The sequence below is a fragment of the Brevibacterium sp. JSBI002 genome (genome assembly GCF_026013965.1).
GTDB lineage: Bacteria > Actinomycetota > Actinomycetes > Actinomycetales > Brevibacteriaceae > Brevibacterium.
On sequence record NZ_CP110341.1, the window covers coordinates 2,452,619 to 2,474,835 of the forward strand.

The following is a 22,217-nucleotide window of genomic DNA, read 5'->3' on the forward strand; positions in this document are numbered from 1 at the left end:
GGGTCAGAGGCGGCTCGGCAAACGGCCTCGCGGGCCGGTCAGAGGTAGCCGGGCAGGACCGAGAAGAGAACGAGCGCGACCGGGGCGGTCGGCAGGATCGAGTCGAGTCGATCCATAACACCGCCGTGGCCGGGCAGCAGGGTGCCCATGTCCTTGAGTTCGAGGTCGCGCTTGATCATCGATTCGCTGAAGTCGCCGAGAGTGGCGAAAGCGGGGATGACGGCACCGATGACCAAACCGGTCCAGAACGGAGCATCGACGACGGTGACGGCGAGGACCGTTGCGACCGCTGCGGCGAAGACAGTGGAGCCGAGGTAGCCTTCCCAGGACTTCTTCGGAGAGATCCTCGGAGCGATGGGGTGCTTGCCCCAGAGCACGCCGAAGACGTAGCCGCCGGTGTCGGAGGCGACGACCGCGGCAAGGAAGATGATGACGTAGAAGTTGCCGTCCGGCTGGGTGAGGATGTAAACGATGAAGCAGGCCATGAGGCCGACGTAGGTGAGAGCGAAGAGGGAGAGCGAGACGTCTTTGACTGCGTTCTTCCGGCGCTCGACCATCGTGAAGAGCATGACTGCCCCTGCACTGGCGGCGAAGGTCACCCAGAGTGCTTCGCGGCCCCCGATGAAAGTCGCCACGACCATACAGGCTGCCGACACCATGGTGGGCACGCGGGAGACGAGGGAGCCGGAACGTGACAGAGCGTTCGCCAACTCCCACATTGCGGCGACGATGCCGACGAGGACGATGAAGAGGAACGAGATCGGCAAGAAGATCAGGGACGCGAGCACCACGCCGCCGATGAGCAGTCCCATGCCGATCGCGGCCGGCAGGTTGCGTCCTGCTCGACCATAGTCCTTCGGTTCAGGTTCGGAATCGGCCGCAGCCGCCTCGCCGGTCGGATTCGACTCCGGGTCGTCAGGCGAATACGGCTTGTCCGAGTTGCGCAGGTCTCGACGCTTGGGGAAAGGGGTCTCGACCCGCGCGGCCTCGTCTGACGGATCCGGCTCCCCGACGGGAGCCGGATCTGTTGCGGGGCTGTCGGACCCTGTCACGGCGATCATCAGACCTCGAGCAGCTCAGCTTCCTTCTGCGCAAGCAGCTTGTCGACGTTTTCGACCTTGCTCTTCGTCAGATCGTCGAGCTCGGAGATGCTGCGAGTGACCTCGTCCTCGCCGGCTTCGCCGTCCTTCTTGATTCGTTCGAGAGTCTCCTTGGCGTGACGGCGGATGTTGCGGATGGAGACCTTGCCGTCTTCGGCCTTGCCCTTGACGATCTTGACGTATTCCTTGCGGCGTTCCTCGGTGAGGTCCGGGAGGACGACGCGGATGACGTTGCCGTCGTTGGCGGGGTTCGCGCCGATGTCGGAGTTGCGCAGAGCGTTCTCGATATCGGTCAGCGTGCCCTTGTCGTAGGGGGTCACGAGGATCGTGCGTGCCTCGGGCGTCTGGAACGAGGCGAGCTGCTGCAGCGGTGTCGGTGCGCCGTAGTAGTCGATCTCGATATCGGCGAACAGTGCGGGGTTGGCACGGCCGGTGCGGATCGACGCGAAGTCCTCCTGCGTGAATTCGACGGCCTTGTCCATCTTCTCTCTGGCTTCGGCCAGTGTCTCTTCAATCACGGTTGCCTCTTTTCCCTCTTCTTAAAGCTTTGGGTTCATTCTATGGGTCATCACTGAAAAATGCCGCACCGAATCATCGCAGGGGTGTTCTCACCTGCGTGGATACCAAGCGGATGACCGCCTCGGTGGAGACGGTCCCCCCCCGCCGTGAGAATCCGCCAGCGTTCAGCGTCGGAGCGCCTCGGTGAGGGTGGGTATCAGTGGACGACCGTGCCGATCTTCTCACCGATGATGGCCTTGCGCAGGTTGCCCTCGCCTTCCATGCCGAAGACGTGCATCGGCAGCTTGTTGTCCATGCACAGGCTGAAGGCGGTCGCGTCGACGACCTTGAGGCCGCGCTGCAGGGCGTCTTGGTAGCTGATCTCGGAGATCTTCTCGGCATTCGGGTCGACTTTGGGGTCGGCGGTGTAGACGCCGTCGACGCCGTTCTTGGCGATGAGGACCTCATCGGCATGCACTTCGAGTGCGCGCTGAGCGGCCACGGTGTCGGTGGAGAAGTACGGAAGTCCGGCGCCGGCGCCGAAGATGACGACGCGGTTCTTCTCCATGTGCCGCATGGCGCGGCGGGGAATATAGGACTCGGCGACCTGCGACATGGGGATCGCGGTCTGCACGCGGGTGTCGACACCCGTCTGTTCGAGGAAGTCCTGCAGTGCCAGGCAGTTCATCACGGTGCCGAGCATGCCCATGTAATCGGCACGGGTGCGGTCCATGCCGCGCTGGGACAGTTCGGCTCCGCGGAAGAAGTTGCCGCCGCCGACGACGATGCTGACCTCGACATCCTCGGTGGTGGGAGCGACCTCGCGGGCGACTGCGGCCACGACGTCGGGATCGACGCCGATCTTGCCGCCGCCGAAGACCTCACCGGAGAGCTTGAGCAGAACGCGGCGCCGATGGGTGCGCACCGCGCGGCTGGCGTAGCTGGATTCGTGAACAGGAGTGCTTGTCATGGAGTCCTTCTTCCGTGCGGGCAGGTCTGTGCCCGGTGGGATCGTCACTGTGATCGGGCGTCTGGGTCAGTTTAGCGAAAAACGGGGCCGGACCGATTGGTCCGACCCCGCTCCTCGGGTGAGTTCTCACTCACTCGGTGAACCTGGGAAGCAGAGATCTGTCTGCTTCGCGGTCAGTGGTGAATCAGGCTCCGACGCGGTAGCGCAGGAAGCCGGTGGCCTTGACGCCGGCAGCCTCGAGCACCTTGGCCACGGACTGCTTGGGATCCTTGGCGAATCCCTGGTCGAGCAGGCAGTTCTCCTTGAAGAAGCCGTTGACGCGACCCTCGATGATCTTCGGCAGAGCCTGTTCGGGCTTGCCTTCGTTCTTCGCGGTGTCTTCGGCGATGCGACGCTCGTTCTCGACGAGGTCGGCGGGAACGTCTTCGCGGGAGAAGTACTTCGGAGCCATGGCGGCGATGTGCACGGCGACATCGTGTGCCACGGTCTCGTCGTCACCTTCGAATGCCAGCAGCACGCCGACCTGCGGGGGCAGGTCCTTGTTGGTGCGGTGCAGGTAGGAGGCGATCTTGGAGCCTTCGACACGGCCCACGCGACGCAGTTCGACCTTCTCGCCTAGCGAGGCACCGGATTCGGTGATGAACTGGGAGACGGGCTTGCCGTCGGTCTCAGCGGCGAGGAGTGCCTCGGCCGAATCGGCCTTGTTGGCCACGGCCAGCTCGAGGACCTCTTCGGAGAGCTTGACGAACGGTTCGGACTTCGCAACGAAGTCGGTTTCCGAGTTGAGCTCGATCATGGTGCCGACTCCGCCTTCGACGGAGGTCGCGACCAGACCGTCGGAGGTAGAGCGGCCTTCGCGCTTCGTGGCGCCCTTGAGGCCCTTGATGCGCAGGGCTTCCATGGCCTTCGTCTGGTCGCCGTCGGACTCGTCGAGAGCCTTCTTGACGTCCATCATTCCGGCGCCGGTCTTCTCGCGCAGTGCCTTGATATCAGCGGCAGTGTAGTTTGCCATTCCTTCTCCTCAGGATGGTGGAGTTAAACGAAATCAGGACTCGGTCGACTCGGTGGAGTCGGCAGCTTCAGCGGCCGGAGCGGCTTCGGCGTTCTCGGCGTCGGCCGCAGGAGCAGCCTCAGCGGCCGGAGCGGCTTCTTCAGCCGGGGCAGCAGCCTCGGTGCCGTTCTCTTCGGTCTTGCCTTCGAGGAGCTCGCGCTCCCACTCGGGCATGGGCTCGACGGCGGAGACGTTCTTCTCACCGCTGGCGTCGTCCGAGGAGTGGCGGGCGATGAGGCCCTCGGCCACGGCGTCGGCGACCACGCGGGTCAGCAGCGAGACGGAGCGGATGGCGTCGTCGTTGCCCGGGATCGGGTAGTTGACGTCGTCCGGGTCGCAGTTGGTGTCGAGGATGCCGATGACCGGGATGCCCAGCTTCTTGGCTTCGTCGACCGCGAGGTGTTCCTTCTTGGTGTCGACGATCCAGACGGCCGACGGGGTGCGCTGCATGTCGCGGATGCCGCCGAGGGTCTTCTCGAGCTTGTCCTTCTCGCGACGCAGGATGAGCAGTTCCTTCTTGGTGTGCGAGGAACCTGCAACGTCGTCGAAGTCGATCTCTTCGAGTTCCTTGAGGCGGCGCAGACGCATCGAGATGGTCTGGAAGTTCGTGAGCATACCGCCGAGCCAACGCTGGTTGACGTAGGGCTGACCCACGCGCTGAGCCTGCTCAGCGATGGATTCCTGGGCCTGCTTCTTGGTGCCGACGAAGAGGATCGAGCCGCCGTGGGCCACGGTCTCCTTGACGAATTCGAAGGCGTTGTCGATGTAGCCCAGCGACTTCTGCAGGTCGATGATGTAGATGCCGTTGCGCTCGGTGAAGATGAAGCGCTTCATCTTCGGGTTCCAACGACGGGTCTGGTGTCCAAAGTGAACGCCGCTGTCGAGCAGCTGGCGGATGGTGACGACGGCCATGCCGACGCCCTCCTTTCTGTGCACCCTCAGGGTGCTTTTACGTCACGCGCGCGTCGATCGTTCTCAAGGCGAACCTCTGAGGGTCCGCATCGATTCGATCGACGGGATGCGTCGATGACATTTTCGGTTGATTCCTGGTACCCGGTTCGTCCGCCCCACAGGCACACCTGACGGCTGCCTGCACCATGGGAAGGAGAAGAATTCGGATACGCGTAGTCAGAAGACACGCTTCTGCTGGGCTTAAGTCTATCCCGGTTGGGCAAGTCATTTCCAATCGAGATCGATCCCTCGCCGAGGCGGCCCACCGACCCGCATCGCCGCACCGACTCGTACGTCGACCGGTGTGGATCGATGGGTGCGGTCGAGTGCCGGAGCGCAGGGTCCCGTCGGTCACGAGGAGCTGAATCGCCGTCGATTCGGTGCACTTGCCCATCGATTCCTGTGGACTGCCGTCACACTCGCACGTCGTTGACCTGTGGATAGACGCGGCCCGTCCACAGCACTGATTCTTACGGGTGACTCGGTAGTGCCCCAGGGGGTTGCATGCTCCCATGACTCACTTCGCGCTCGACCGGCTCCGCCAGCTGTTCCGTCTCCGAACGAGACGCTCAAGCCTCGGCTCGCCGCAGTCACTGCTCCTTGCCGTGACCATTGCGGCTGCACTGGTGCTCACGGGCACTCCCCCAACGGCGAGCGCCGCCTCCGGCTCCGCGTCGACACGGACACAGGTCAGCTTTCAGAGGAGCGCACCGACGAACTGGGTCACCCCGGTGCCGGCGATGGAGATCATCGAAGCCTTTGATCCTCCGGACAAGCCGTGGCTCAAGGGGCATCGCGGAATCGACGTGCTCGCAGTCGAAGGCGAACCGCTGCGAGCGCCGACGGAAGGGACGATCCGCTTTGCCGGCACGGTGGCGGGGACTGCGACCGTCAGTATCCTCACCGAGTCCGATCGTGTGCTCACGTTCCAACCGGCCGCGACGTCGTTGAAGAAGGGTGAGGGATTTGCCGCGGGCGAGGAGATCGGCACGGTGGGCAGCGGTGGCCACTGTCAGCGTTCGTGCCTGCATATCGGAGCATGGCCGGCCGCGAGCGATAAGAGGTATGTCGATCCGGGCAAGTTCTTCGGTCAGGAACAGTCTGCGCTGCTGCCTCTGTCACGGAAACCCGCGAAGGAGCCGACAGGCGGCGGAGACTCGGCCACTTCCGGTGCCGGCGCGTGGGGCGGTCACAGCAATGGGCGGATTCCCGCCTCGGCGATGTGTCAGTTGGATTCGGCTCCCGGGCAGATGCTGCGATGCGATGCTCAAGCGGCTTTCGATCGGCTCTCCACGGCGTTTGAGGCTCGGTTCGGCGCCCCGATCTCGGTCACCGATGCCTACCGGGACTACGCCACGCAGGTGATTCTCAAACGGCGAAAGGGGCGGATGGCGGCGACGCCCGGAACGTCGAATCACGGGTGGGCGTTGGCGGTCGACCTCGGGAGCGGGATCAATTCCTTCGGAACAGCGCAGCATCAGTGGATGCGGGCGAATGCGCCGAAGTTCGGGTGGATCCATCCCGGCTGGGCTCGGCAGACGGGGTCGCTGCCCGAGCCCTGGCATTGGGAGTTCCGCAAGTAGGCAGCCGCGGTCAGCTGGACGACGAGCCGAGAGTCTCAGGCCCGCGGGTGCGCTCGGCGGTAGGTGTCCTGCAGCCGCTGCATGGAGACCTGAGTGTAGATCTGCGTGCTGCTCATCGTGGAGTGGCCGAGCAGCTCTTGAATCTGTCGCAGGTCGGCACCGCGGTCGAGCATGTGGGTGGCCGCCGAGTGTCGCAGTCCGTGCGGTCCGATGTCCGGGGCGCTGGGGTCGTCGGAGCCGTAGCGGTGAACGAGTTCGCGCACCTGCCGCGCGCCGATGCGTCCCCCGCGGACGCCGAGGAACAGTGCGTCGCCGCTGCGGGGACCGGCGAGCAGTTCACGGGCGGCCAGCCAGTCCTCAAGGGCTTGGCGAGCTGGAGTGCCGAACGGGACACGACGTTCTTTGTTGCCTTTGCCGAGCACGGTGATCATCGACGCCCGGTGGTCGATATCGCTGCGGTCGAGCCCGGTCAACTCCGAGACGCGCACCGCAGTGGCGTAGAGCATTTCGAGGATCGCGGCATCGCGGATGCGTTTGGCTGCATCGAGGGGATCAGGCTTCCCTTCAGCCGAGGCATCGTCTGTCTCCGTGCAGCTGCGGGCGGACCCATCCGACCGTCGAAGCCCGGTGTCGCGTTGTGCATTGCGGGATCTTTCGGCGGCGGAGATGAGGTCGGCGGCCTGCTGAGGTTTGAGCACCGTGGGTAGGCGGGAGTCCTTCTTCGGAGTCCGCAGACGCGCGGCCGGGTTGTTCGGCAGTCCCAGGTTGCTCACACCGTAGGCGAAGAAGGAGCGCACTGCCGCGATCTTGCGAGCCACCGTCGATTTCGCGGCACCGGCATCGTCGAGGGCGATGAGCCAGGACCGCAGATCGTCGAGTTCGATCGCAGCGATGTCGATCCGTGCGCCGGATGCCGTCGCGAGGTGCCCCTCTCCGCTCCCCTGTCGGAGCTTCGTCGAGTGCACGGCGTGATCGAGGAAGTCGGAGACGTCGGCGACGTAGGCTCGGGCGGTGTGTTCGGAGACGTCACGAGACCTCAGGTGGTCGGCATAGCCGGACACCACCTCGGCGACGGTCGATGATGTGCTCACGTCCCCAGGATACGCGGCGCCGAAGGAGGCCGCCGTTTTCCGTCGGCCATCAGGCGTCAGGTGTCGGCCATCAGGCCTCAGCTGAGGATGAACGGCAGCCGTTCGCCTATGTCGCCGAGGACCGATCTCTGCGCCGCGTCCGGTGGTCGTCGTCCCGTGCCGATGAGCAGTGCTTCGGCATCGGTCAGCTCCGCGGGGATCGTCGCCCCGATAGCGTCCTCGAACATCGTCCGGCTTCGGGCGACGCAGCCTGTCGGCGGAGTCGATGCGTCCGGCAGGTGTGCGATGAGGTCGAAGTGGTGAAGGGTCCATTCGAGGACATACGCGTTGAGGAAGTCTCCGATCGTGAGCACCATGTGCTGAGTCTCCACCCGTCGTTCGGTGTCGGCGAGCCGAGCGGCCCGGTCAGCGGCTGGGCCCACATCGTCGAGGTGGAACTTCAGCAGCTGTGGATCCTCATAGGCGGCGGCCAATCGTGGAATGAGCGCGTCGAGGGGATCATCCCCGGTCGGAGGGGAGTCTGTGACAGTCCAATAGGTTGCTGCGTCGTGGGTCGGTGCGCCCTCGCTCGGTGTCACGAGGGTGAGGAGGACGTCCTGGGCATCGATGATGAGGTGGCACACGAGGTCTCGGACGCGCCATCCGGCACAGCCGGAGGCTCGTTCGAAGTCGCTGCCGGCCAGTTCGGCGACGGTTCTAAGCAGTGCTGTCCAGGCCCGAGAGAAATAGTCGGCGGGAGAGTCTGTGCTCACGTTCTCAGGATACGCGGCCTCCGCGGGACGTCGGCACGGCCGGCCGGCCGGTCGTCGCACGGATCAGGATCGCGGTTTGGCCAGCTTCACCCATCCGGTGTCGCGGCGTGCGGCCAGTCCGGCCAGGTCGAGTGCGGTGAGAGAGTTGAGCGCATCCGCGATCGTCAGCCCTGCCCGGGAAGCGATGGTGCCGACGTCGAGCGGCTTCGACACGGTCAGCGCATTCAGACAGATCTTCTCCCGCTCGTCGAGCCCTTCGCGGGGATCGAGAGACGGCGGGCGTTCTCCACTCCCCACAGCAGCACTGAGCACGGCCGTGTCGAAGAGTGCCGGGGTGTCATCGTCCATGAGCGCGATGACATCGTCGCTGCAGGTGACGAGTTCCGCTTCGTGTTCGCGCAGGAGCTTGTGTGCTCCGGTCGAGGACGCCGAGTACACGGACCCGGGGAAGGCCGCGACCTGGCGGGAGAGTTCGAGGGCATGCCGGGCGGTGTTGAGCGCCCCGCTGCGCCAGCCTGCTTCGACGACGACGCTCACCTGCGACGAGGCGGCGATGAGTCGATTGCGCAGCAGGAACCGGTGACGCATCGGCGTCATTCCGGGTGCAGTCTCGGACACGATGGCACCGGTGGCGAGGATCTGTTCGAACAGGTCGGCGTTCGCCGCCGGGTAGAAGCGGTCGACTCCCCCGGCCATGAATGCCACCGTCGGCGATTCGCGGGCGATGGCGGCACGGTGGGCGGCCGCGTCGATGCCGAACGCACCGCCGGATACGACGGTGATTCCGCGAGCGGCAAGATCCCACGCAAGGTCAGAGGCGCATTTGGTTCCATAGTTGCTGGCTGCTCTGGCCCCGACCACGGCTACGGAACGAGTCAGTGTGGCACCGAGGGAAGCTGCTCCTCTCAGCCATAGGCCCAGCGGTGCTGCAGGGCCGAGGTCGTCGAGCATTCGTGGCCACTCATCGTCATCGGGAATGACCAGTCGGCCGCCGATTCTCGCGATCTTGTCCAGATCGCTCCCGACTGCGTCGGCTTCGCCGGCTCGCACAGCCCACCGGTCGATGGCCGCTGGCAGCTGACTGTGTTCGGCCGCCTCGGTGCCGGTGTCGGCCAGACCTTGGACAGCATCGTGCGCGGTGGTCTCACCGCGACCGACGGCCGTGATGATCGCCAGAGCGGCGACCGGGCCGATTCCGTCGACGAGCTGCTTGAGCAGTCCGTCACCGGGCTCACCGATGCGCAGCAGTGAGGCGATGGCCATGCGTACGTCCTCATGTGTGTTCACGGTCATGACTCCTGTGTCCGCAGGGCGAGCGCCATTCTCATCGTGTCGGGGTCGGGACCCTGCTTTTCCGCCAGGTCGGCCAGAGTGGTTGCCACACGCAGCACCCTGTCATAGCCGCGCATGGTGATCCGTCCGGTGTCGAGTGCCCGGTCCAGGTCCGTCAGGTCTGTCGGTGTGAGTGCGAAGTGTTCGCGCAGCCAGGTTCCGGGCGCTTCGGCATTGAGCCTCCAGTCACAGTCGGCGAAGCGTTCCGACTGTCGCTTCCGTGCGCCTGACACACGGGCGGCCACCGTGGTGCTGGTCTCCTGGTCCCCGCCGAGCCGAATGTCGGCGGGAGAGACGGGGAAGAGCTCGAGCTGCAGGTCGACGCGGTCGAGCAGCGGCCCGGAGAGCCGATTGCGATAGCGGCGTTTGTCCAGAGGGGTGCACCGACAGTCCCCGCCGGCGCCGGCCATCCCGACTCCGCAGGGGCAGGGGTTTGCGGCCATGATGAGCTGGAAGGATGCCGGAAGCACCATCGATCCCCAGGCGCGGTGGATGTGGACGCGACGGGATTCCATCGGCTGCCTCAGGGCTTCGAGCACATCGCGTGAGAATTCGGGTGCCTCATCCATGAACAGAACCCCGCGGTGGGCTCGGCTGAGGACTCCGACCGTTCCGGGGCGGCGTCCGCCGATGAGCGCAGAGGCGGTGCTGCGGTGATGGGGTGCCTCGAACGGCGGGCGGTGATCGAGTCCGTCGCTGCCGTCGAGTTCTCCGCGCAGGGAACGGACGGTGGCGACTTCGACGGCTTCGTCGTCATTGAGCGGCGGCAGGATTCCGGGCAGGCATTGTGCCAGCAAGGTCTTTCCCGCTCCGGGTGTTCCGCGCATGAGCAGGTTGTGGCCACCTGCCGCGGCGACCTCGAGACCGAAGCGCCCTTCGGCCTGTCCTTGGACTTCGCAGAGGTCATGGAGTTCCGGAGTGACCGGGACGGGTCGATCCATCTCGAGGACCGCAGGCAGTGCGGGGACGGCCATCGATCCACCATAGGCATTGACGACCTCGGCCAGCGAGGCGACCGGAAGGACTCTTGCCCGTCCGATCAGCCTCGCCTCGTCGGCATTGCCGATGGGAACGACGAAGCGGTCGAACCCAGCTTGCAGCGCGGTGTGCAGGGACGGGAGCACCCCGGTGACGGGACGGATTCTGCCGTCGAGCCCGATCTCACCACAGTGGATGACGCTGCCGGTGTCGTCGTTGGTGATCAACGAGAGTGCTCTGAGCACGGCGACGGCGATGCCGAGGTCGAATCCGGTGCCGATCTTCGGTACCGTTCCCGGGGTGAGGTTGATGGTCAGGTGTTCTGTGGCGACGGGTTTGCCCAGGTAGGCCAGGGCCGCACGAAGGCGCTTGCGTGATTCGCTCACCGAGGCATCCGGCAGTCCGACGATGTCGATCCCCGGCAGACCGGCGCTCACGCTCGCTTCAATCGACACGATCTTCCCGGTCAGCCCCCACAGGGCCACGGCAGAGGCCCTACCGATGATGTGCGCCGAGGATGGCGGTTCGACTTCGTCGGCCCCGGCTGACTCGACCAGCTCCGGCGGATCGACCGGCTCTGGCGGTTCGACCGGATCGACCGGCGGTTCTTCCCGTCCCAGGGTCTCCTCGCTCACGAGTCGACCTGGATGTTCGGGCAGTGGAAGTACTGCACGCGCGGTTCCATGATGATCCCGAGTGCGTCGATGCGTGTGGCCGGGAAATATTCGTCCTGCCCACTCAGCCAGATCCCTGCCAGCGCGCGGATGCGGGCGAGCTTGGTTCGGGTCACTGCCTCCAGCGGTGATCCCAGCATCGCGGTGCGACGCGTCTTGACTTCGACGAAGACCGCGGTGTCACCGTCGCGGGCGATGATGTCGAGCTCACCGCGAGGGCACCGGAAGTTGCGTTCGAGAACGACGAGTCCAGCGTCTTCGAGGAACGCAGCGGCGAGGGCCTCTCCCCTGCTGCCGAGCGCCTGCTTGCGCAGGCCCTTTACGGTCCGTGTGCTCTTCGACGTTCGTGTCCGACCGGGTGTTCGTATCCGTCCCATGCCGACCAGATGACCATGTCCACCTCGCCTCGGGGAAGGACAGATAGATGGCTTGTGGAAGAGGCCGACTCATCCACAGGAGTTCTACGTTCGAGTCAGTGCCTCGTCCACAGCGATCGGTGCAGGAGTGAGTGCGGCGAGGAGCCGTGACCCGCCCCGGCGCCCCGTCTCAGCCGCGGATCGCCGTCGGCGGTTCGAGATCGGACTTCGCGATCTCCTCGATGTTGACGTCCTTGAACGTCAGGACGTGCACGGTCTTGATGAACCGTGCCGACCTGTAGCTGTCCCACACCCAGGCGTCGCGCAGGGTGAGTTCGAAGTACACGTCGCCGGCGTCGTTGTGAGCCTTGAGGTCGACATGGTTGGCGAGGTAGAACCGGCGCTCGGTCTCGACGACATAGGCGAAGAGACCGACGACGTCCCGGTATTCCTTGTACAGCGCAAGCTCGAGTTGTGCTTCGTAGTCGTCAAGATCATCGGCGCTCATGACAGGCCCTCCTTCGCTCCTGAGTCCGCGGTCAGGCGGAAGCTTCTCCGGTGGTGGATGCTGGGTCCGAGTTCGGTGATGCCCTGCCGGTGCTTCACCGTCCCGTATCCCACGTTCGATTCCCAACCATAGTGCGGATGGGCCTCGGCGAGTGCGATCATCGTCTCGTCGCGTGCCACTTTCGCCACGATGCTCGCCGCCGCGATCGCCGGAACGGAGCCGTCCCCCTTGATCATGGTGCGCACACGCGGCAGTTCGAGGTCGGCACAGTCGCCGAATATCCCCAAGCAATCGAGGGTGAGTGGGGCAGAAAGCCAATCATGTCGACCGTCAAGGAGCACCATCGTCCGGCCCGGGAATTCCCACGCCGAGGCGGCCGTTCCATTGCCATCGACACCTCCCGAACCGTGCCCGTCGGAACGTGCGTCCGCCCATTCGCGCAGCATCGAGATCATGGCGCGACGTCCGGCGAGGTTGAGCGCCATCGTCATCCCCACCTCGTCGAGTTCGGCCGGCGTCGTCGACCCCACTGCCGCGGCAGTCGCCCACAATCGCACACGGTCGGTTGCTTCCTGCCTCGACTGCGCACTCAGCTGCTTGGAATCATGGATGCCGGCGGGCACTTCGGCGGCGGTGAGAATGCGCAGATCGAACAGGGCGACACCGACGCTGACGGGCCCGGCCAGGGCACCACGGCCCACCTCGTCGACGCCGATGACGTAGTCGAATCCCTCGCTCAGCAGTTCCCGTTCGACGCTGAGGTCGGTCAGTCCACGTGCGGCCATCAGTTCCCGCTGAGTCCCTCGGCGGTGTCCGGCACGTCTGCGAAGACCTTGTCGGGTGTCGAGACCCAGCTGAAGTGCTTGAACGGCCAGTTGATGAGGAACACGGTGCCGACGACGTCGTCCTCGGCTACGAACGGGTCGGTGTCCATGTGGTAGCGCGAGTCGGCGGAGTTGCTGCGGTTGTCGCCCATCACCCAGTAATGGCCTTCGGGCACTGTGACTTCGAATTCGACCTCCGAGGGAGCGGTGCCCTCATCGAGATAGGTTTCGTCGATCGGTTCGCCGTTGACCAGCAGGCGTCCTTCGGCATCGCAGCACTTGATCGTGTCGCCGCCGACGCCGATGACCCGTTTGATCAGCTGGTTCCCCGAATCCGCGGGAGCCAAGCCGATGAATTCGAGGACCGGGTTGGGCGTGTATTCGGCGGTCTCAGCGGCCGAGAGCCAATGGTCCGGGTCATCGAAGACGATGATGTCGCCGCGGTCGGCGGGTCCGAAGCGGTGAGCCAGCTGGTTGACGAGCACCCGGTCATCGACCTGCAGGGTCGTCATCATGGATTCGGACGGGATGTAGAAAGAACGGACGACCCACGTCTTCAAGGCCGTCGAGATAAGCAGGGCGACGACGATGATCGCCAGGGTCTCCAGCAGACCGCGCGCAAACCGTTTCGAGGCGGGCGGCGGGGAAGCTTCGGATTCGCTTGTCATTCGTTCGCTTTCACATCGGACCAGGACTGCGGCTGTGGACTGAACCGAGCGTATCAGCACGACTCTCGCCCCACACTCAGCCGCAGTGCAGTTCCGTGTGTGCGCTCAGTCGATCGAGGACCCGTGCCCGATCACGGGGCCGATGATCCGGTCGGTGGGGATGAATCCCCCACCGGGCCGTCCCAGCAGCGACCTGGAGTCGGCGGAGTCGTTGCGGTTGTCGCCCATCACCCACATGGTGCCCTCGGGGACTTCGATGGAGAATTCCACCGCCGAGGCGGGGGTCGGCGCATAGTCTTCGTTCAGAGGCTTGCCGTTGAGCAGCAGACGACCCTCTGCGTCGCAGCATTCGAGGCTGTCACCGCCGACGGCGATGACGCGTTTGACGTAGTAGACGTCCCGAGGTCCGAGTCCGACCCAGGAACCGATCTTCTGCAGAGGAGTGGGCAGCGCATCGTCGACGAACGATCCGCGGCCGTCGAAGACGACGATGTCTCCGCGTTGGAGGTCTCCGCTCAGGCGTCCGGGCGCCACACCGTGATCGAATCATCGACCTTGAGCGTCGGCTCCATCGAGGCACTCGGAATGGTGAAGCGCTGGATGACGAATCCGCGGATCGATCCGCCGAGCACGATGATGACGACGACGATCGCCACGATCGCCTTCCAGAACCGTGCCGAAGACAGAAGACGCGACCCGAAGGTCGCGTCTTCATGTCTGTTCGGCACCGTGTGGTCATCTCCCACAGTGCCGGGCAAATCAGGCCTTTTCGCGGATACGAGCAGCCTTGCCGCGCAGTTCGCGCAGGTAGTACAGCTTCGCACGGCGCACGGCGCCGCGGGTGAGGACCTCGATCTTGTCGACGTTGGGCGAGTGCACCGGGAAGGTACGCTCCACACCGACGCCGAAGCTGATCTTACGGACGGTGAAGGTCTCGCGAACGCCGTCGCCCTGGCGACGGATGACGATTCCCTTGAAGACCTGGATACGCGAGCGCGAACCTTCGATCACCTTGACGTGAACGTTGAGGGTGTCGCCCGGACGGAATTCGGGAACGTCAGACTTCAGCGAGGCTGCATCTACAACATCGAGCTTCTGCATTGTGGTTTCTCCTGTGGCCTCTGCTTCAGGTCGAGGACACGCATATCGGACCGGTGTACCGGTAGCTGGATCGTCTGTCGGGATCTCTCCCCGTCGACCCGTCGAATCGATGCGACGGGCCACCGTGGGCACTCATCCCCCTGAAGCAGGTGAGCGCCAACAAACGCGACGCTCTATTCTGTCACGGTTGAGCGCTCAGACTCAAACCGCTCGAGCGCCGCCAGGTCATCTCTGCTCAGGTCATCGAGCTTCTCGAGCAGATCCGGTCTGACATCCGCGGTGCGTTCGAGACGTCGGTCACGTCGCCACCTGGCGATCGCGGCATGGTTGCCGCTGAGCAGGATCTCGGGCACTTCGCGTCCGCGCCAGTTCGCCGGCTTCGTATAGATCGGGTATTCGAGCAGTCCGTCTTCGTGGCTTTCCTCGGTCAGCGACTCGGGGTTTCCGATGACGCCGGGGATGAGGCGGCTGACCGCTTCGATCATCACCATCGAGGCGACTTCACCGCCGTTGAGGACGTAGTCGCCGATGCTCATGGGCAGCAGGTCGAAGTGCTCCCCGGCCCAATCGATGACGCGCTGGTCGATACCTTCGTAGCGTCCGCAGGCGAAGACGAGGTGGTCGCGGGCGGCGAGATCCTCGGCGATGCGCTGGTCGAATACCTGCCCGGCAGGGCTGGGCACGATGAGCGTCGGCTTGTCTCCGGCTGCAGCACCCGCACTCTGAGCACTTTCCGCACCTTCACCCTTCGCAGCGCTGCCGCGTTCCGCGAGGATGTGCTCGAGAGCCAGCGCCCAGGGTTCGGCTTTCATGACCATTCCCGCTCCCCCACCGTAGGGCGAGTCATCGACCGTGTTGTGCCGGTCGAAGGTGAAGTCCCGCAGGTCGTGGACGCCGAGGCTCAGCTGACCACGGTCGACGGCTTTGCCGATGAGCGAGAGCTGCAGTCCGGTGAGGTATTCGGGGAAGATCGACACGACATCGATCGACATCTGCGGTCCGACCGCCTCGGCGCGGGTGTCGCTGCCATTCATCGGGGACGGTTCGCTCATTCGGCGTCGAAGAGGCCGGCGGGCGGGGTGACGGTGACGCGTCCTGAGGCGATGTCGACGTCGGGCACGATCTCGGTGACGAAGGGGATGAGCACAACGTGTCCGGCGGTGTGCTTCATGTGGAGCAGATCCTGGGCGGTGCCGTTCGTGACGTCGACGATCTCGCCGACGAGGGCGTCGTTCTCGTAGACCTTGAGGCCGATGAGGTCGTCGAGGTACCAGGCGTCGGTTTCGTCTTCGTCCTCATCCGCCTCGGCGAGGATGAGGGTGTTGCGGATCTCCTCGGCGCGGTTGCGGTCGGGGACCTCATCGAAGGCCAGGAGCAGGCGATCGCGGTGCCACCTCGCCGACTTCAGCGTCAGCAGTCCTATATCGGGATCCGTGGCGAAGGTCGCCCCTGGATTGAGCCGGTCCTCGGGTCGGTCGGTGCGCACCTCGACGGTGAACTCGCCCTTGATTCCGTGCGGCTTGCCCAGCCGGGCGATCACCGTGTCCATACTGCTCCTCGAAGTCTGCTGTCGCTGTCTGTTCGGCCGGCCCTGCACTGAGGTGACTGCGCTTCTGCGGTCGTACGACGGGCCGCCGTGTTCTGGCACCAGTGTAGTCGGCGACGGTTAGGTGAATACACGAGAGGGGATGCAGCGCATGTGCGCTGCATCCCCTCTCGAATGTTGGATTTACGCCTCGATGAGGTCCACTCGCACCGACTCACGGCCGGCCAGCGAGTTCATCACGGTGCGCAGGGCCTTGGCGGTCCTGCCTGCACGGCCGATGACCCGGCCGAGGTCTTCGGGGTGAACCCGGACCTCGAGGGTCGTGCCGCGCTGCGAAGAACGCGAACGAACGGAGACGTCGTCGGGATGATCGACGATTCCGCGGACCAGATGTTCGAGCGAATCAGGCAACATCTCAGGCTTCAGCGCTTTCTTCAGCGGCCTCAGGTGCCGCCTCGGCCGGCGCCTCGGCAGCTTCAGCGGACTTGCCGCCCTTCTGCGTGATGGCTTCCTTGATCACCGATTCGGCGTTCGGGGCCACGTAGGCTTCCTTCTCAGGCTGCGGCTTCACGGTGTTGACCGCTTCACCTTCGCCCTTGAACTTCTGCCAGTCGCCGGTGAGCTTGAGCAGAGCCTTGACCTGGTCGCTCGGCTGTGCGCCGACGCCGAGCCAGTACTGCGCGCGCTCGGAATCGATCTCGATGACCGAAGGCTCACGGGTCGGGTGGTAGATGCCGATCTGTTCGATGGCCTTACCGTCACGACGAGTCTTCGAGTCAGCGACGACGACACGGTAGAAGGGTGCACGGATCTTGCCCATGCGGGTCAGACGAATTTTGACTGCCACTTTAGTGGTGTCTCCTTTTGTGTTCTGTGTGCACAGCTGTACCAGAAGAATCGTGGGGTTGATCTGCTGGAAGCCGCGGCTCGGACTATCACTTCGGCGCGGATGAGAGGGCCCGGACCGAGAGCAAAAGTACAAGAGTCAATTGTGCCAGATGGCTCTACTTCTTGCCACCTGGGAAGATTCCGCCGAAGCCCTTGGGCAGGTTCGCCGGATCGAATTCCTCGTCCCCGCCCAGATCGACTCCGCCGAAGGCCGAGCCGACCGGGTCCTGGGTCTTGCCCGCCTTCTTGTCCGCCAGCGCCTGCGCCTCCTGCGCACGTTTGGCCGGGTTGCCCGACTGACCGCCCTTGCGGCCCTTCTTCTTCCCTGCGGGTTTCTTCTTCTTACCACCGGCGGCACCAGGCATTCCGCCCATCCCGGGCATCTGCGGCATACCTCCGCCACCGGGCATTCCGGGCATTCCGCCACCGCGGGTCATCGACCGCATCATCTTCTGCGCTTGGGTGAAGCGCTCCATGAGCTGGTTGACCGCGGTGACCGTGGTGCCGGCGCCCTTGGCGATGCGGGCACGGCGAGAGCCGTTGAGGATCTTCGGGTTGGAGCGCTCCTGGGGTGTCATCGATCTCACAATCGCTTCGACCCGGTCGACCTCACGCTCGTCGAAGTTCGCCAGCTGCTCCTTGTACTGGCTCATGCCGGGCATCATGCCCAGCATCTTCTTCATCGAGCCCATCTTCTTCAGGCCCGCCATCTGCGTGAGGAAGTCGTTGAGGTCGAAGTCCTCGCCGGATTCGACCTTCTTCTTGAGCTTCTCGGTCTCTTTTTCGTCGAAGTTCTTCTCGGCCTGCTCGATGAGCGTCATGATGTCGCCCATGTCGAGGATCCGGTCGGCCATCCGGTCCGGATGGAACTGCTCGAAGTCCTTCATCGATTCGCCCGTGGAGGCGAACATGATCGGCTTTCCGGTCACCTCGGCGACGGACAACGCGGCACCACCGCGGGAGTCACCGTCGAGCTTCGAGAGCACGACACCGGTGAAATCGACGCCGTCGAGGAACGCCTCGGCGGTCTTCACCGCGTCCTGACCGATCATCGCGTCGATCACGAAGAGGACTTCGTCGGGGTTGACCGCGCTGCGGATGTCCGCGGCCTGCTGCATGAGCTCCTCGTCGATGCCGAGGCGACCGGCCGTATCGACGATGACGACGTCGTGGAGTTTGGACTTCGCGACCTCGATCGAGTCGGTGGCGACCTGGATCGGATCGCCGACGCCGTTGCCCGGTTCCGGGGCGTAGACCACGGCACCGGCACGTTCGCCGACGATCTGGAGCTGGTTGACGGCATTGGGGCGCTGCAGGTCGGCCGCGACGAGCATCGGCCGGTGGCCCTCGGACTTCAGCCAGTGCGCGAGCTTTCCGGCCAGGGTGGTCTTACCTGCACCCTGGAGGCCGGCGAGCATGATGACCGTCGGCGGCCGCTTGGCGAAGTTGAGTCGACGGGTCTGACCGCCGAGGATGCCGACGAGTTCGTCGTTGACGATCTTGACGACCTGCTGGCCGGGATTGAGTGCGCCCGAGACCTCCTCGGACAGGGCGCGTTCACGGATCCGGCCGGTGAAGGCACGCACGACAGGCAGAGCGACGTCGGCGTCGAGCAGGGCACGTCTGATCTCACGGATGGTGGCATCGACATCGGCTTCGGACAGCCGGCCCTTCCCGCGCAGATTCTTGAAAGTCGCGGTGAGCCTGTCGGACAGAGAGTTAAACACGTACAAGCCTTCTTCACGATGGTTTGGTCGACTCTCTAGACTAGCAACTCACCCGGGTCCGGCTGAAACCAAGAGTGCTGACAATGCCCCGTGAACTCTCGCCTAGGTGGCGCTGGCCTTCCCGTATTCGTCAATTGCCGAACGCCGAGGCGGCACGAATGCTTCACCTGCAAGCGGAACGGCCGATCGCCTCGGCGGGGTGGTCTGCTTCCACCCTGCCGAGGCGATCAATGAGCACGACGTCGCACTCTCCCCCGTTCACGCGGCCGGCGAGACCCACTGGCCGCCTGGACGGGCGTCTGTTGGGGTCACCGGAACGAGTAGGCCTGCTCGGCGTGTTCGAAGGTGTCGATTCCCTCGAGTTCCTCCCGCGGGTCGATCCGCAGCCCCATCGTCGAGCGCAGGACCAGGGAGATCGCGAGCGTGACGACACCGGCGAAGACGATGGCCACGAGACAGGCGAGCACCTGTGCAACGAGGAGTTCGAGTCCGCCTCCGTAGAAGAGGCCGGCCGGTCCGTCTTCGTTCGGGAAGGCGAAGAACCCGATCATCACGGTGCCGATGATTCCGGCGACGAGGTGGACGGCCACGACATCGAGCGCATCGTCATAGCGCAGACGGTTCTTCGCTTCGACCGCGAAGATCGCACCGGCGCCTGCCGCGATTCCGATGAGGATGGCCGCATAGGGATCGACGTTCGCACACGCCGGGGTGATCGCGACGAGGCCGGCGATAGCTCCCGAGACGCTGCCGATGCTGCTCGGTCGCGAGGCCCGCAGGCGTTCGATCATGATCCAGGTGATCATGCCGGCGGCAGGTGCTGCCAACGTGTTGATCCAGATGAGTCCGCCCTGTTCGATGGTGGTGGCGGCACCGCCGTTGAACCCGAACCAGCCGAACCACAGCAGCGCAGCCCCGAGCACGGTGATCGGGATGTTGTGCGGCTTGTGCGGGGTCGAGAAGCGGGCGCGACGACCCATGACGACGACGAGCACCAGGGCGGAGATGCCGGCATTGATGTGGACGACCGTGCCTCCGGCGAAGTCGATGGCCGGCCCGAACAGACTGCCGATCGCGCCGGATTCGCTGAGCAGTCCGTCTCCCCAGACCATGAACGCCAGGGGGCAGTACACGAGGGTCACCCACGCGGCGGAGAAGACCAGCCAGGTGGAGAACTTCGCCCGGTCGGCGACCGCGCCGGCGATGAGGGCGATCGCGATCATCGCGAACGTCGAACCGTAGCCGATGGAGATCAGCGAGGCCGGGTCGTTCGCGACCGAGCCGGTGAGTCCGAGTTCGGACAGCGGGTTGCCGACGATTCCGGCGATCGAGTCACCGGAGCTCAGTCCGTAGCCGAAGAGGACCCAGACGAGTCCACCGACGGCCATCGCGGAGAAGACCATCATCATCATATTGATCGCCGAGGTGATCCGCGTCATTCCTCCGTAGAAGAACGCCACCCCGGGGGTCATGAGCAGCACCAACCCCGCGGCGACCATCATCCATACATTCACTGCATCGAGTTCCATGTCGTCTCTTTCGTGTCTCGGCCGGTTCCGAAACGAACCGGGCAGACACAGTCTGCATGACGCATGTCACAGTGGTGAGTCGTCAATGTTTCCGGAATGTGACAAGCCTGGTCTCACCCTGCGAATATGCGGGTGAGACCAGGCTCGAAGAATGTGCGGGATCAGTTGCGCGACAATGCCGTCGGGACTGCTGAGCGTTCAATCAGCCCTCAGTCGAGCAGTGCGTCGACGAACCCTTCGGCGGTGAATGGCGCCAGGTCGTCGGCGCCTTCGCCGAGGCCGATGAGTTTGACCGGCACCCCGAGTTCACGCTGGACGGCAACGACGATTCCGCCCTTCGCTGTGCCGTCGAGCTTGGTGAGCACGATTCCGGTGATGTCGACCGCCTCGGCGAAGACCTTCGCCTGCTGCATGCCGTTCTGACCGGTGGTGGCGTCGAGGACGAGGAGCACCTCGTCGATCTCGTGGCCCTCCCCCAGCGGTCGGGTGGCCACTCGCTTGACCTTGCCGAGTTCGTCCATGAGCCCGCGTTTGTTCTGCAGACGTCCGGCGGTGTCGATGAGTACGACGTCGGAGCCGTCGGCCTGTCCCTTCTCGACGGCCGAGTAGGCCACCGAGGCGGGATCGGCACCTTCTTCCTTGCGCACGGTTTCGACGCCGACACGTTCACCCCATGTGGCCAGCTGTTCGGCCGCGGCAGCGCGGAAGGTGTCCGCGGCGCCGAGCAGCACGGACTTGTCCTCAGCGACGAGCACGCGGGCGATCTTGCCCACCGTCGTCGTCTTCCCGGCACCGTTCACCCCGACGACGAGGATGACGGAGGGGTCACCGTCCTTGCCGGTGTCGGCGAGCGAGCGGTCCATCGTCGGATCGACGAGTTTGATGAGCTCTTCGCGCAGCAGCCCGCGGACCTCTTCGGGATCCCGGGTGCCGAGCACCTTGACGCGTTCGCGCAGGCGGTCGACAAGCTCGGTCGTCGGTTCGACGCCGACGTCGGCGAGGATGAGCGTATCCTCGATCTCCTCCCATGCGGACTCGTCGAGGTTGTCACGGGAGAGGAGGTTGAGCAGTCCGCGTCCGAGCCCGCTGTTCGACTTCGCCAGGCGCTCGCGCAGGCGGACGAGGCGGCTGGCCGGTTCGGTGGGGACCTCGGAACCGCGCGCTTCGGCTTTGTCCTTCTCGACCGCCTCGGCGACGTCATCGATGCTCAGCTCACCGGTGACCTCCGCATCGATGCCGCGCCTGTCATCGAGGCCTTTCTTCCGCGCGTTGACGCGCAGCGAGATGCCCACGCCGACGACGAGAGCGAACACGATCGCCGCGACGATGAGCAAGATGATCGGCTGATCCATGGTTCTTCCGTCCTCCTTTGAGTGCCGCCGTTCGGGCCGCCGGCACTCGAGTTCCCGGACTCTTCCGGTGGTGTCAGTGTGTCGGTGAGCGCGCCGGAATCAGTCGGCGCGGTCTCCATTGTCGCGGGCCTCGACCGCTCGAGGCCGCATGGGTCTCAGGTCAGGAACCGCGGCTGCCGAAGAGCAGCCCGGCGGTGGTCTTCCACCCTGTTCCCGACTCGGGGATCTTCCAGTGGCGGGTGCGCGGGCGGACCGTGATGAGCGAGGGCGCGGCATGGCGTCGGGGCTGTGGCCGGAGCACATAGGAGTGATCGCGGATCGCGGTCACCGCCGCCTGTTCCCTGGTCGCCAGGTGCGAAGTGCCGTCATCGTGGCCGAAGAATTCGTGGACTTCGTCGTCGTAGCCGGTCCACTCGGGCGGCAGACGGAATCGCTGCACGTCGGAGGAGTATCGCAGGCGTCCTTCGGCGCGCAGGCCGGGCAGAGCCACGAGAAGGACGACGACGAGTGCCAGGGCGAAGGAGATCGCGAGTCCGACGATGACGACAAGTACCGAATTCATGCCCTCGAGCCACCTCGCAGTACAGCAGCCTCGGCCATGGACGTCCCGCTCCTCACGTTCTTCGAATACCTGTATCTCGGCCCAAGTCTATAGTCCCCGGCCACGACTATTGTGCTCGCCCGCCGTACGGCAGTTGCAAAATTCCCTGGGACTGTCCTGGGCATCACCGTCAAACG

The 22,217-nt window shown here is 64.8% G+C and carries 25 protein-coding genes; 1 reads left to right on the top strand and 24 read right to left on the bottom strand.

Going from position 1 to position 22,217, the window contains the following annotated elements; all coding sequences use genetic code 11:
• Positions 1 to 38: 38 nt before the first annotated feature.
• The 5 genes from LJ362_RS11135 to rpsB all read right to left on the bottom strand — a co-directional run bounded on the left by LJ362_RS11135 (position 39) and on the right by rpsB (position 4,531).
• Complete coding sequence (locus tag LJ362_RS11135) at positions 39 to 1,061, bottom strand: phosphatidate cytidylyltransferase (protein ID WP_264799129.1); 1,023 nt, start codon at positions 1,059 to 1,061, stop codon at positions 39 to 41.
• Positions 1,061 to 1,618, bottom strand: coding sequence for a ribosome recycling factor (gene frr / locus LJ362_RS11140; RefSeq protein WP_101544639.1), 558 nt, complete (start codon positions 1,616 to 1,618; stop codon positions 1,061 to 1,063). The genes LJ362_RS11135 and frr overlap by 1 nt, the downstream gene beginning before the upstream one ends.
• Before the next feature lie 197 nt (positions 1,619 to 1,815).
• A complete protein-coding gene (gene pyrH, locus LJ362_RS11145) occupies positions 1,816 to 2,568 on the bottom strand; it encodes a UMP kinase (protein ID WP_264799130.1) in 753 nt (250 codons plus the stop codon).
• A gap of 184 nt (positions 2,569 to 2,752) precedes the next feature.
• Positions 2,753 to 3,580 (bottom strand): translation elongation factor Ts, encoded by an 828-nt coding sequence (gene tsf, locus LJ362_RS11150; protein WP_101544635.1) that lies wholly within the window; start codon positions 3,578 to 3,580, stop codon positions 2,753 to 2,755.
• A 33-nt stretch (positions 3,581 to 3,613) separates the two neighbouring features.
• Positions 3,614 to 4,531, bottom strand: a complete 918-nt coding sequence (gene rpsB, locus LJ362_RS11155) for a 30S ribosomal protein S2 (protein WP_101544634.1) — start codon at positions 4,529 to 4,531, stop codon at positions 3,614 to 3,616.
• Between the two features lie 644 nt (positions 4,532 to 5,175).
• On the opposite strand from rpsB, the gene LJ362_RS11160 reads away from it, so the two are divergent.
• Complete coding sequence (locus LJ362_RS11160) at positions 5,176 to 6,153, top strand: D-alanyl-D-alanine carboxypeptidase family protein (protein WP_264799131.1); 978 nt, start codon at positions 5,176 to 5,178, stop codon at positions 6,151 to 6,153.
• Positions 6,154 to 6,188: 35 nt separating this feature from the next.
• On the opposite strand, the gene LJ362_RS11165 is transcribed toward LJ362_RS11160, so the two are convergent.
• The 19 genes from LJ362_RS11165 to LJ362_RS11255 all read right to left on the bottom strand — a co-directional run bounded on the left by LJ362_RS11165 (position 6,189) and on the right by LJ362_RS11255 (position 22,041).
• Positions 6,189 to 7,244 (bottom strand): tyrosine recombinase XerC, encoded by a 1,056-nt coding sequence (locus tag LJ362_RS11165; protein ID WP_264799132.1) that lies wholly within the window; start codon positions 7,242 to 7,244, stop codon positions 6,189 to 6,191.
• A gap of 77 nt (positions 7,245 to 7,321) precedes the next feature.
• Complete coding sequence (locus LJ362_RS11170) at positions 7,322 to 7,996, bottom strand: maleylpyruvate isomerase N-terminal domain-containing protein (protein WP_264799133.1); 675 nt, start codon at positions 7,994 to 7,996, stop codon at positions 7,322 to 7,324.
• Positions 7,997 to 8,059: 63 nt separating this feature from the next.
• Positions 8,060 to 9,289 carry a DNA-processing protein DprA gene (gene dprA / locus LJ362_RS11175; RefSeq protein WP_264799134.1) on the bottom strand — a complete coding sequence of 410 codons (1,230 nt, stop codon included), beginning with the start codon at positions 9,287 to 9,289 and terminating at the stop codon, positions 8,060 to 8,062.
• Positions 9,286 to 10,941: a YifB family Mg chelatase-like AAA ATPase gene (locus LJ362_RS11180; protein ID WP_320109122.1), complete on the bottom strand. Its 1,656-nt coding sequence runs from the start codon at positions 10,939 to 10,941 to the stop codon at positions 9,286 to 9,288. Before LJ362_RS11180 ends, dprA begins: the two co-directional genes overlap by 4 nt.
• Positions 10,938 to 11,357, bottom strand: coding sequence for a YraN family protein (locus LJ362_RS11185; RefSeq protein ID WP_264799135.1), 420 nt, complete (start codon positions 11,355 to 11,357; stop codon positions 10,938 to 10,940). Before LJ362_RS11185 ends, LJ362_RS11180 begins: the two co-directional genes overlap by 4 nt.
• Before the next feature lie 169 nt (positions 11,358 to 11,526).
• Complete coding sequence (locus tag LJ362_RS11190; protein ID WP_025777313.1) at positions 11,527 to 11,844, bottom strand: DUF2469 domain-containing protein; 318 nt, start codon at positions 11,842 to 11,844, stop codon at positions 11,527 to 11,529.
• The gene (locus tag LJ362_RS11195; protein WP_264799136.1) at positions 11,841 to 12,629 is read right to left on the bottom strand and encodes a ribonuclease HII; all 789 of its coding nucleotides are present in this window, start codon (positions 12,627 to 12,629) and stop codon (positions 11,841 to 11,843) included. Before LJ362_RS11195 ends, LJ362_RS11190 begins: the two co-directional genes overlap by 4 nt.
• Positions 12,629 to 13,336, bottom strand: coding sequence for a signal peptidase I (gene lepB, locus LJ362_RS11200; protein WP_264799137.1), 708 nt, complete (start codon positions 13,334 to 13,336; stop codon positions 12,629 to 12,631). The genes LJ362_RS11195 and lepB (LJ362_RS11200) overlap by 1 nt, the downstream gene beginning before the upstream one ends.
• A 105-nt stretch (positions 13,337 to 13,441) precedes the next feature.
• The gene (gene lepB / locus LJ362_RS11205) at positions 13,442 to 13,870 is read right to left on the bottom strand and encodes a signal peptidase I (RefSeq protein WP_264799138.1); all 429 of its coding nucleotides are present in this window, start codon (positions 13,868 to 13,870) and stop codon (positions 13,442 to 13,444) included.
• Positions 13,852 to 14,064: a S26 family signal peptidase gene (locus tag LJ362_RS11210; RefSeq protein WP_264799139.1), complete on the bottom strand. Its 213-nt coding sequence runs from the start codon at positions 14,062 to 14,064 to the stop codon at positions 13,852 to 13,854. The genes lepB (LJ362_RS11205) and LJ362_RS11210 overlap by 19 nt, the downstream gene beginning before the upstream one ends.
• 31 nt (positions 14,065 to 14,095) lie before the next feature.
• Positions 14,096 to 14,437 carry a 50S ribosomal protein L19 gene (rplS, locus tag LJ362_RS11215; RefSeq protein WP_025777317.1) on the bottom strand — a complete coding sequence of 114 codons (342 nt, stop codon included), beginning with the start codon at positions 14,435 to 14,437 and terminating at the stop codon, positions 14,096 to 14,098.
• Between the two features lie 173 nt (positions 14,438 to 14,610).
• On the bottom strand, positions 14,611 to 15,429 hold the full coding sequence (gene trmD, locus LJ362_RS11220; RefSeq protein WP_264801829.1) for a tRNA (guanosine(37)-N1)-methyltransferase TrmD: 819 nt from the start codon (positions 15,427 to 15,429) through the stop codon (positions 14,611 to 14,613).
• A gap of 56 nt (positions 15,430 to 15,485) precedes the next feature.
• The gene (gene rimM / locus LJ362_RS11225) at positions 15,486 to 15,986 is read right to left on the bottom strand and encodes a ribosome maturation factor RimM (RefSeq protein ID WP_264799140.1); all 501 of its coding nucleotides are present in this window, start codon (positions 15,984 to 15,986) and stop codon (positions 15,486 to 15,488) included.
• A 180-nt stretch (positions 15,987 to 16,166) separates the two neighbouring features.
• Positions 16,167 to 16,397 (bottom strand): RNA-binding protein, encoded by a 231-nt coding sequence (locus LJ362_RS11230; protein ID WP_039210974.1) that lies wholly within the window; start codon positions 16,395 to 16,397, stop codon positions 16,167 to 16,169.
• 1 nt (position 16,398) lies between these two features.
• Complete coding sequence (gene rpsP, locus LJ362_RS11235; protein WP_264799141.1) at positions 16,399 to 16,830, bottom strand: 30S ribosomal protein S16; 432 nt, start codon at positions 16,828 to 16,830, stop codon at positions 16,399 to 16,401.
• Positions 16,831 to 16,987: 157 nt separating this feature from the next.
• Positions 16,988 to 18,598, bottom strand: a complete 1,611-nt coding sequence (gene ffh, locus LJ362_RS11240; RefSeq protein ID WP_264799142.1) for a signal recognition particle protein — start codon at positions 18,596 to 18,598, stop codon at positions 16,988 to 16,990.
• Positions 18,599 to 18,906: 308 nt separating this feature from the next.
• Entirely contained in the window at positions 18,907 to 20,127 is a 1,221-nt protein-coding gene (locus tag LJ362_RS11245; protein WP_264799143.1) for an ammonium transporter, read from the bottom strand.
• Between the two features lie 209 nt (positions 20,128 to 20,336).
• Positions 20,337 to 21,479 carry a signal recognition particle-docking protein FtsY gene (ftsY, locus tag LJ362_RS11250; protein WP_172171297.1) on the bottom strand — a complete coding sequence of 381 codons (1,143 nt, stop codon included), beginning with the start codon at positions 21,477 to 21,479 and terminating at the stop codon, positions 20,337 to 20,339.
• A 160-nt stretch (positions 21,480 to 21,639) separates the two neighbouring features.
• Positions 21,640 to 22,041, bottom strand: coding sequence for a hypothetical protein (locus LJ362_RS11255; protein WP_025777325.1), 402 nt, complete (start codon positions 22,039 to 22,041; stop codon positions 21,640 to 21,642).
• Between the last annotated feature and the right edge of the window lie 176 nt (positions 22,042 to 22,217).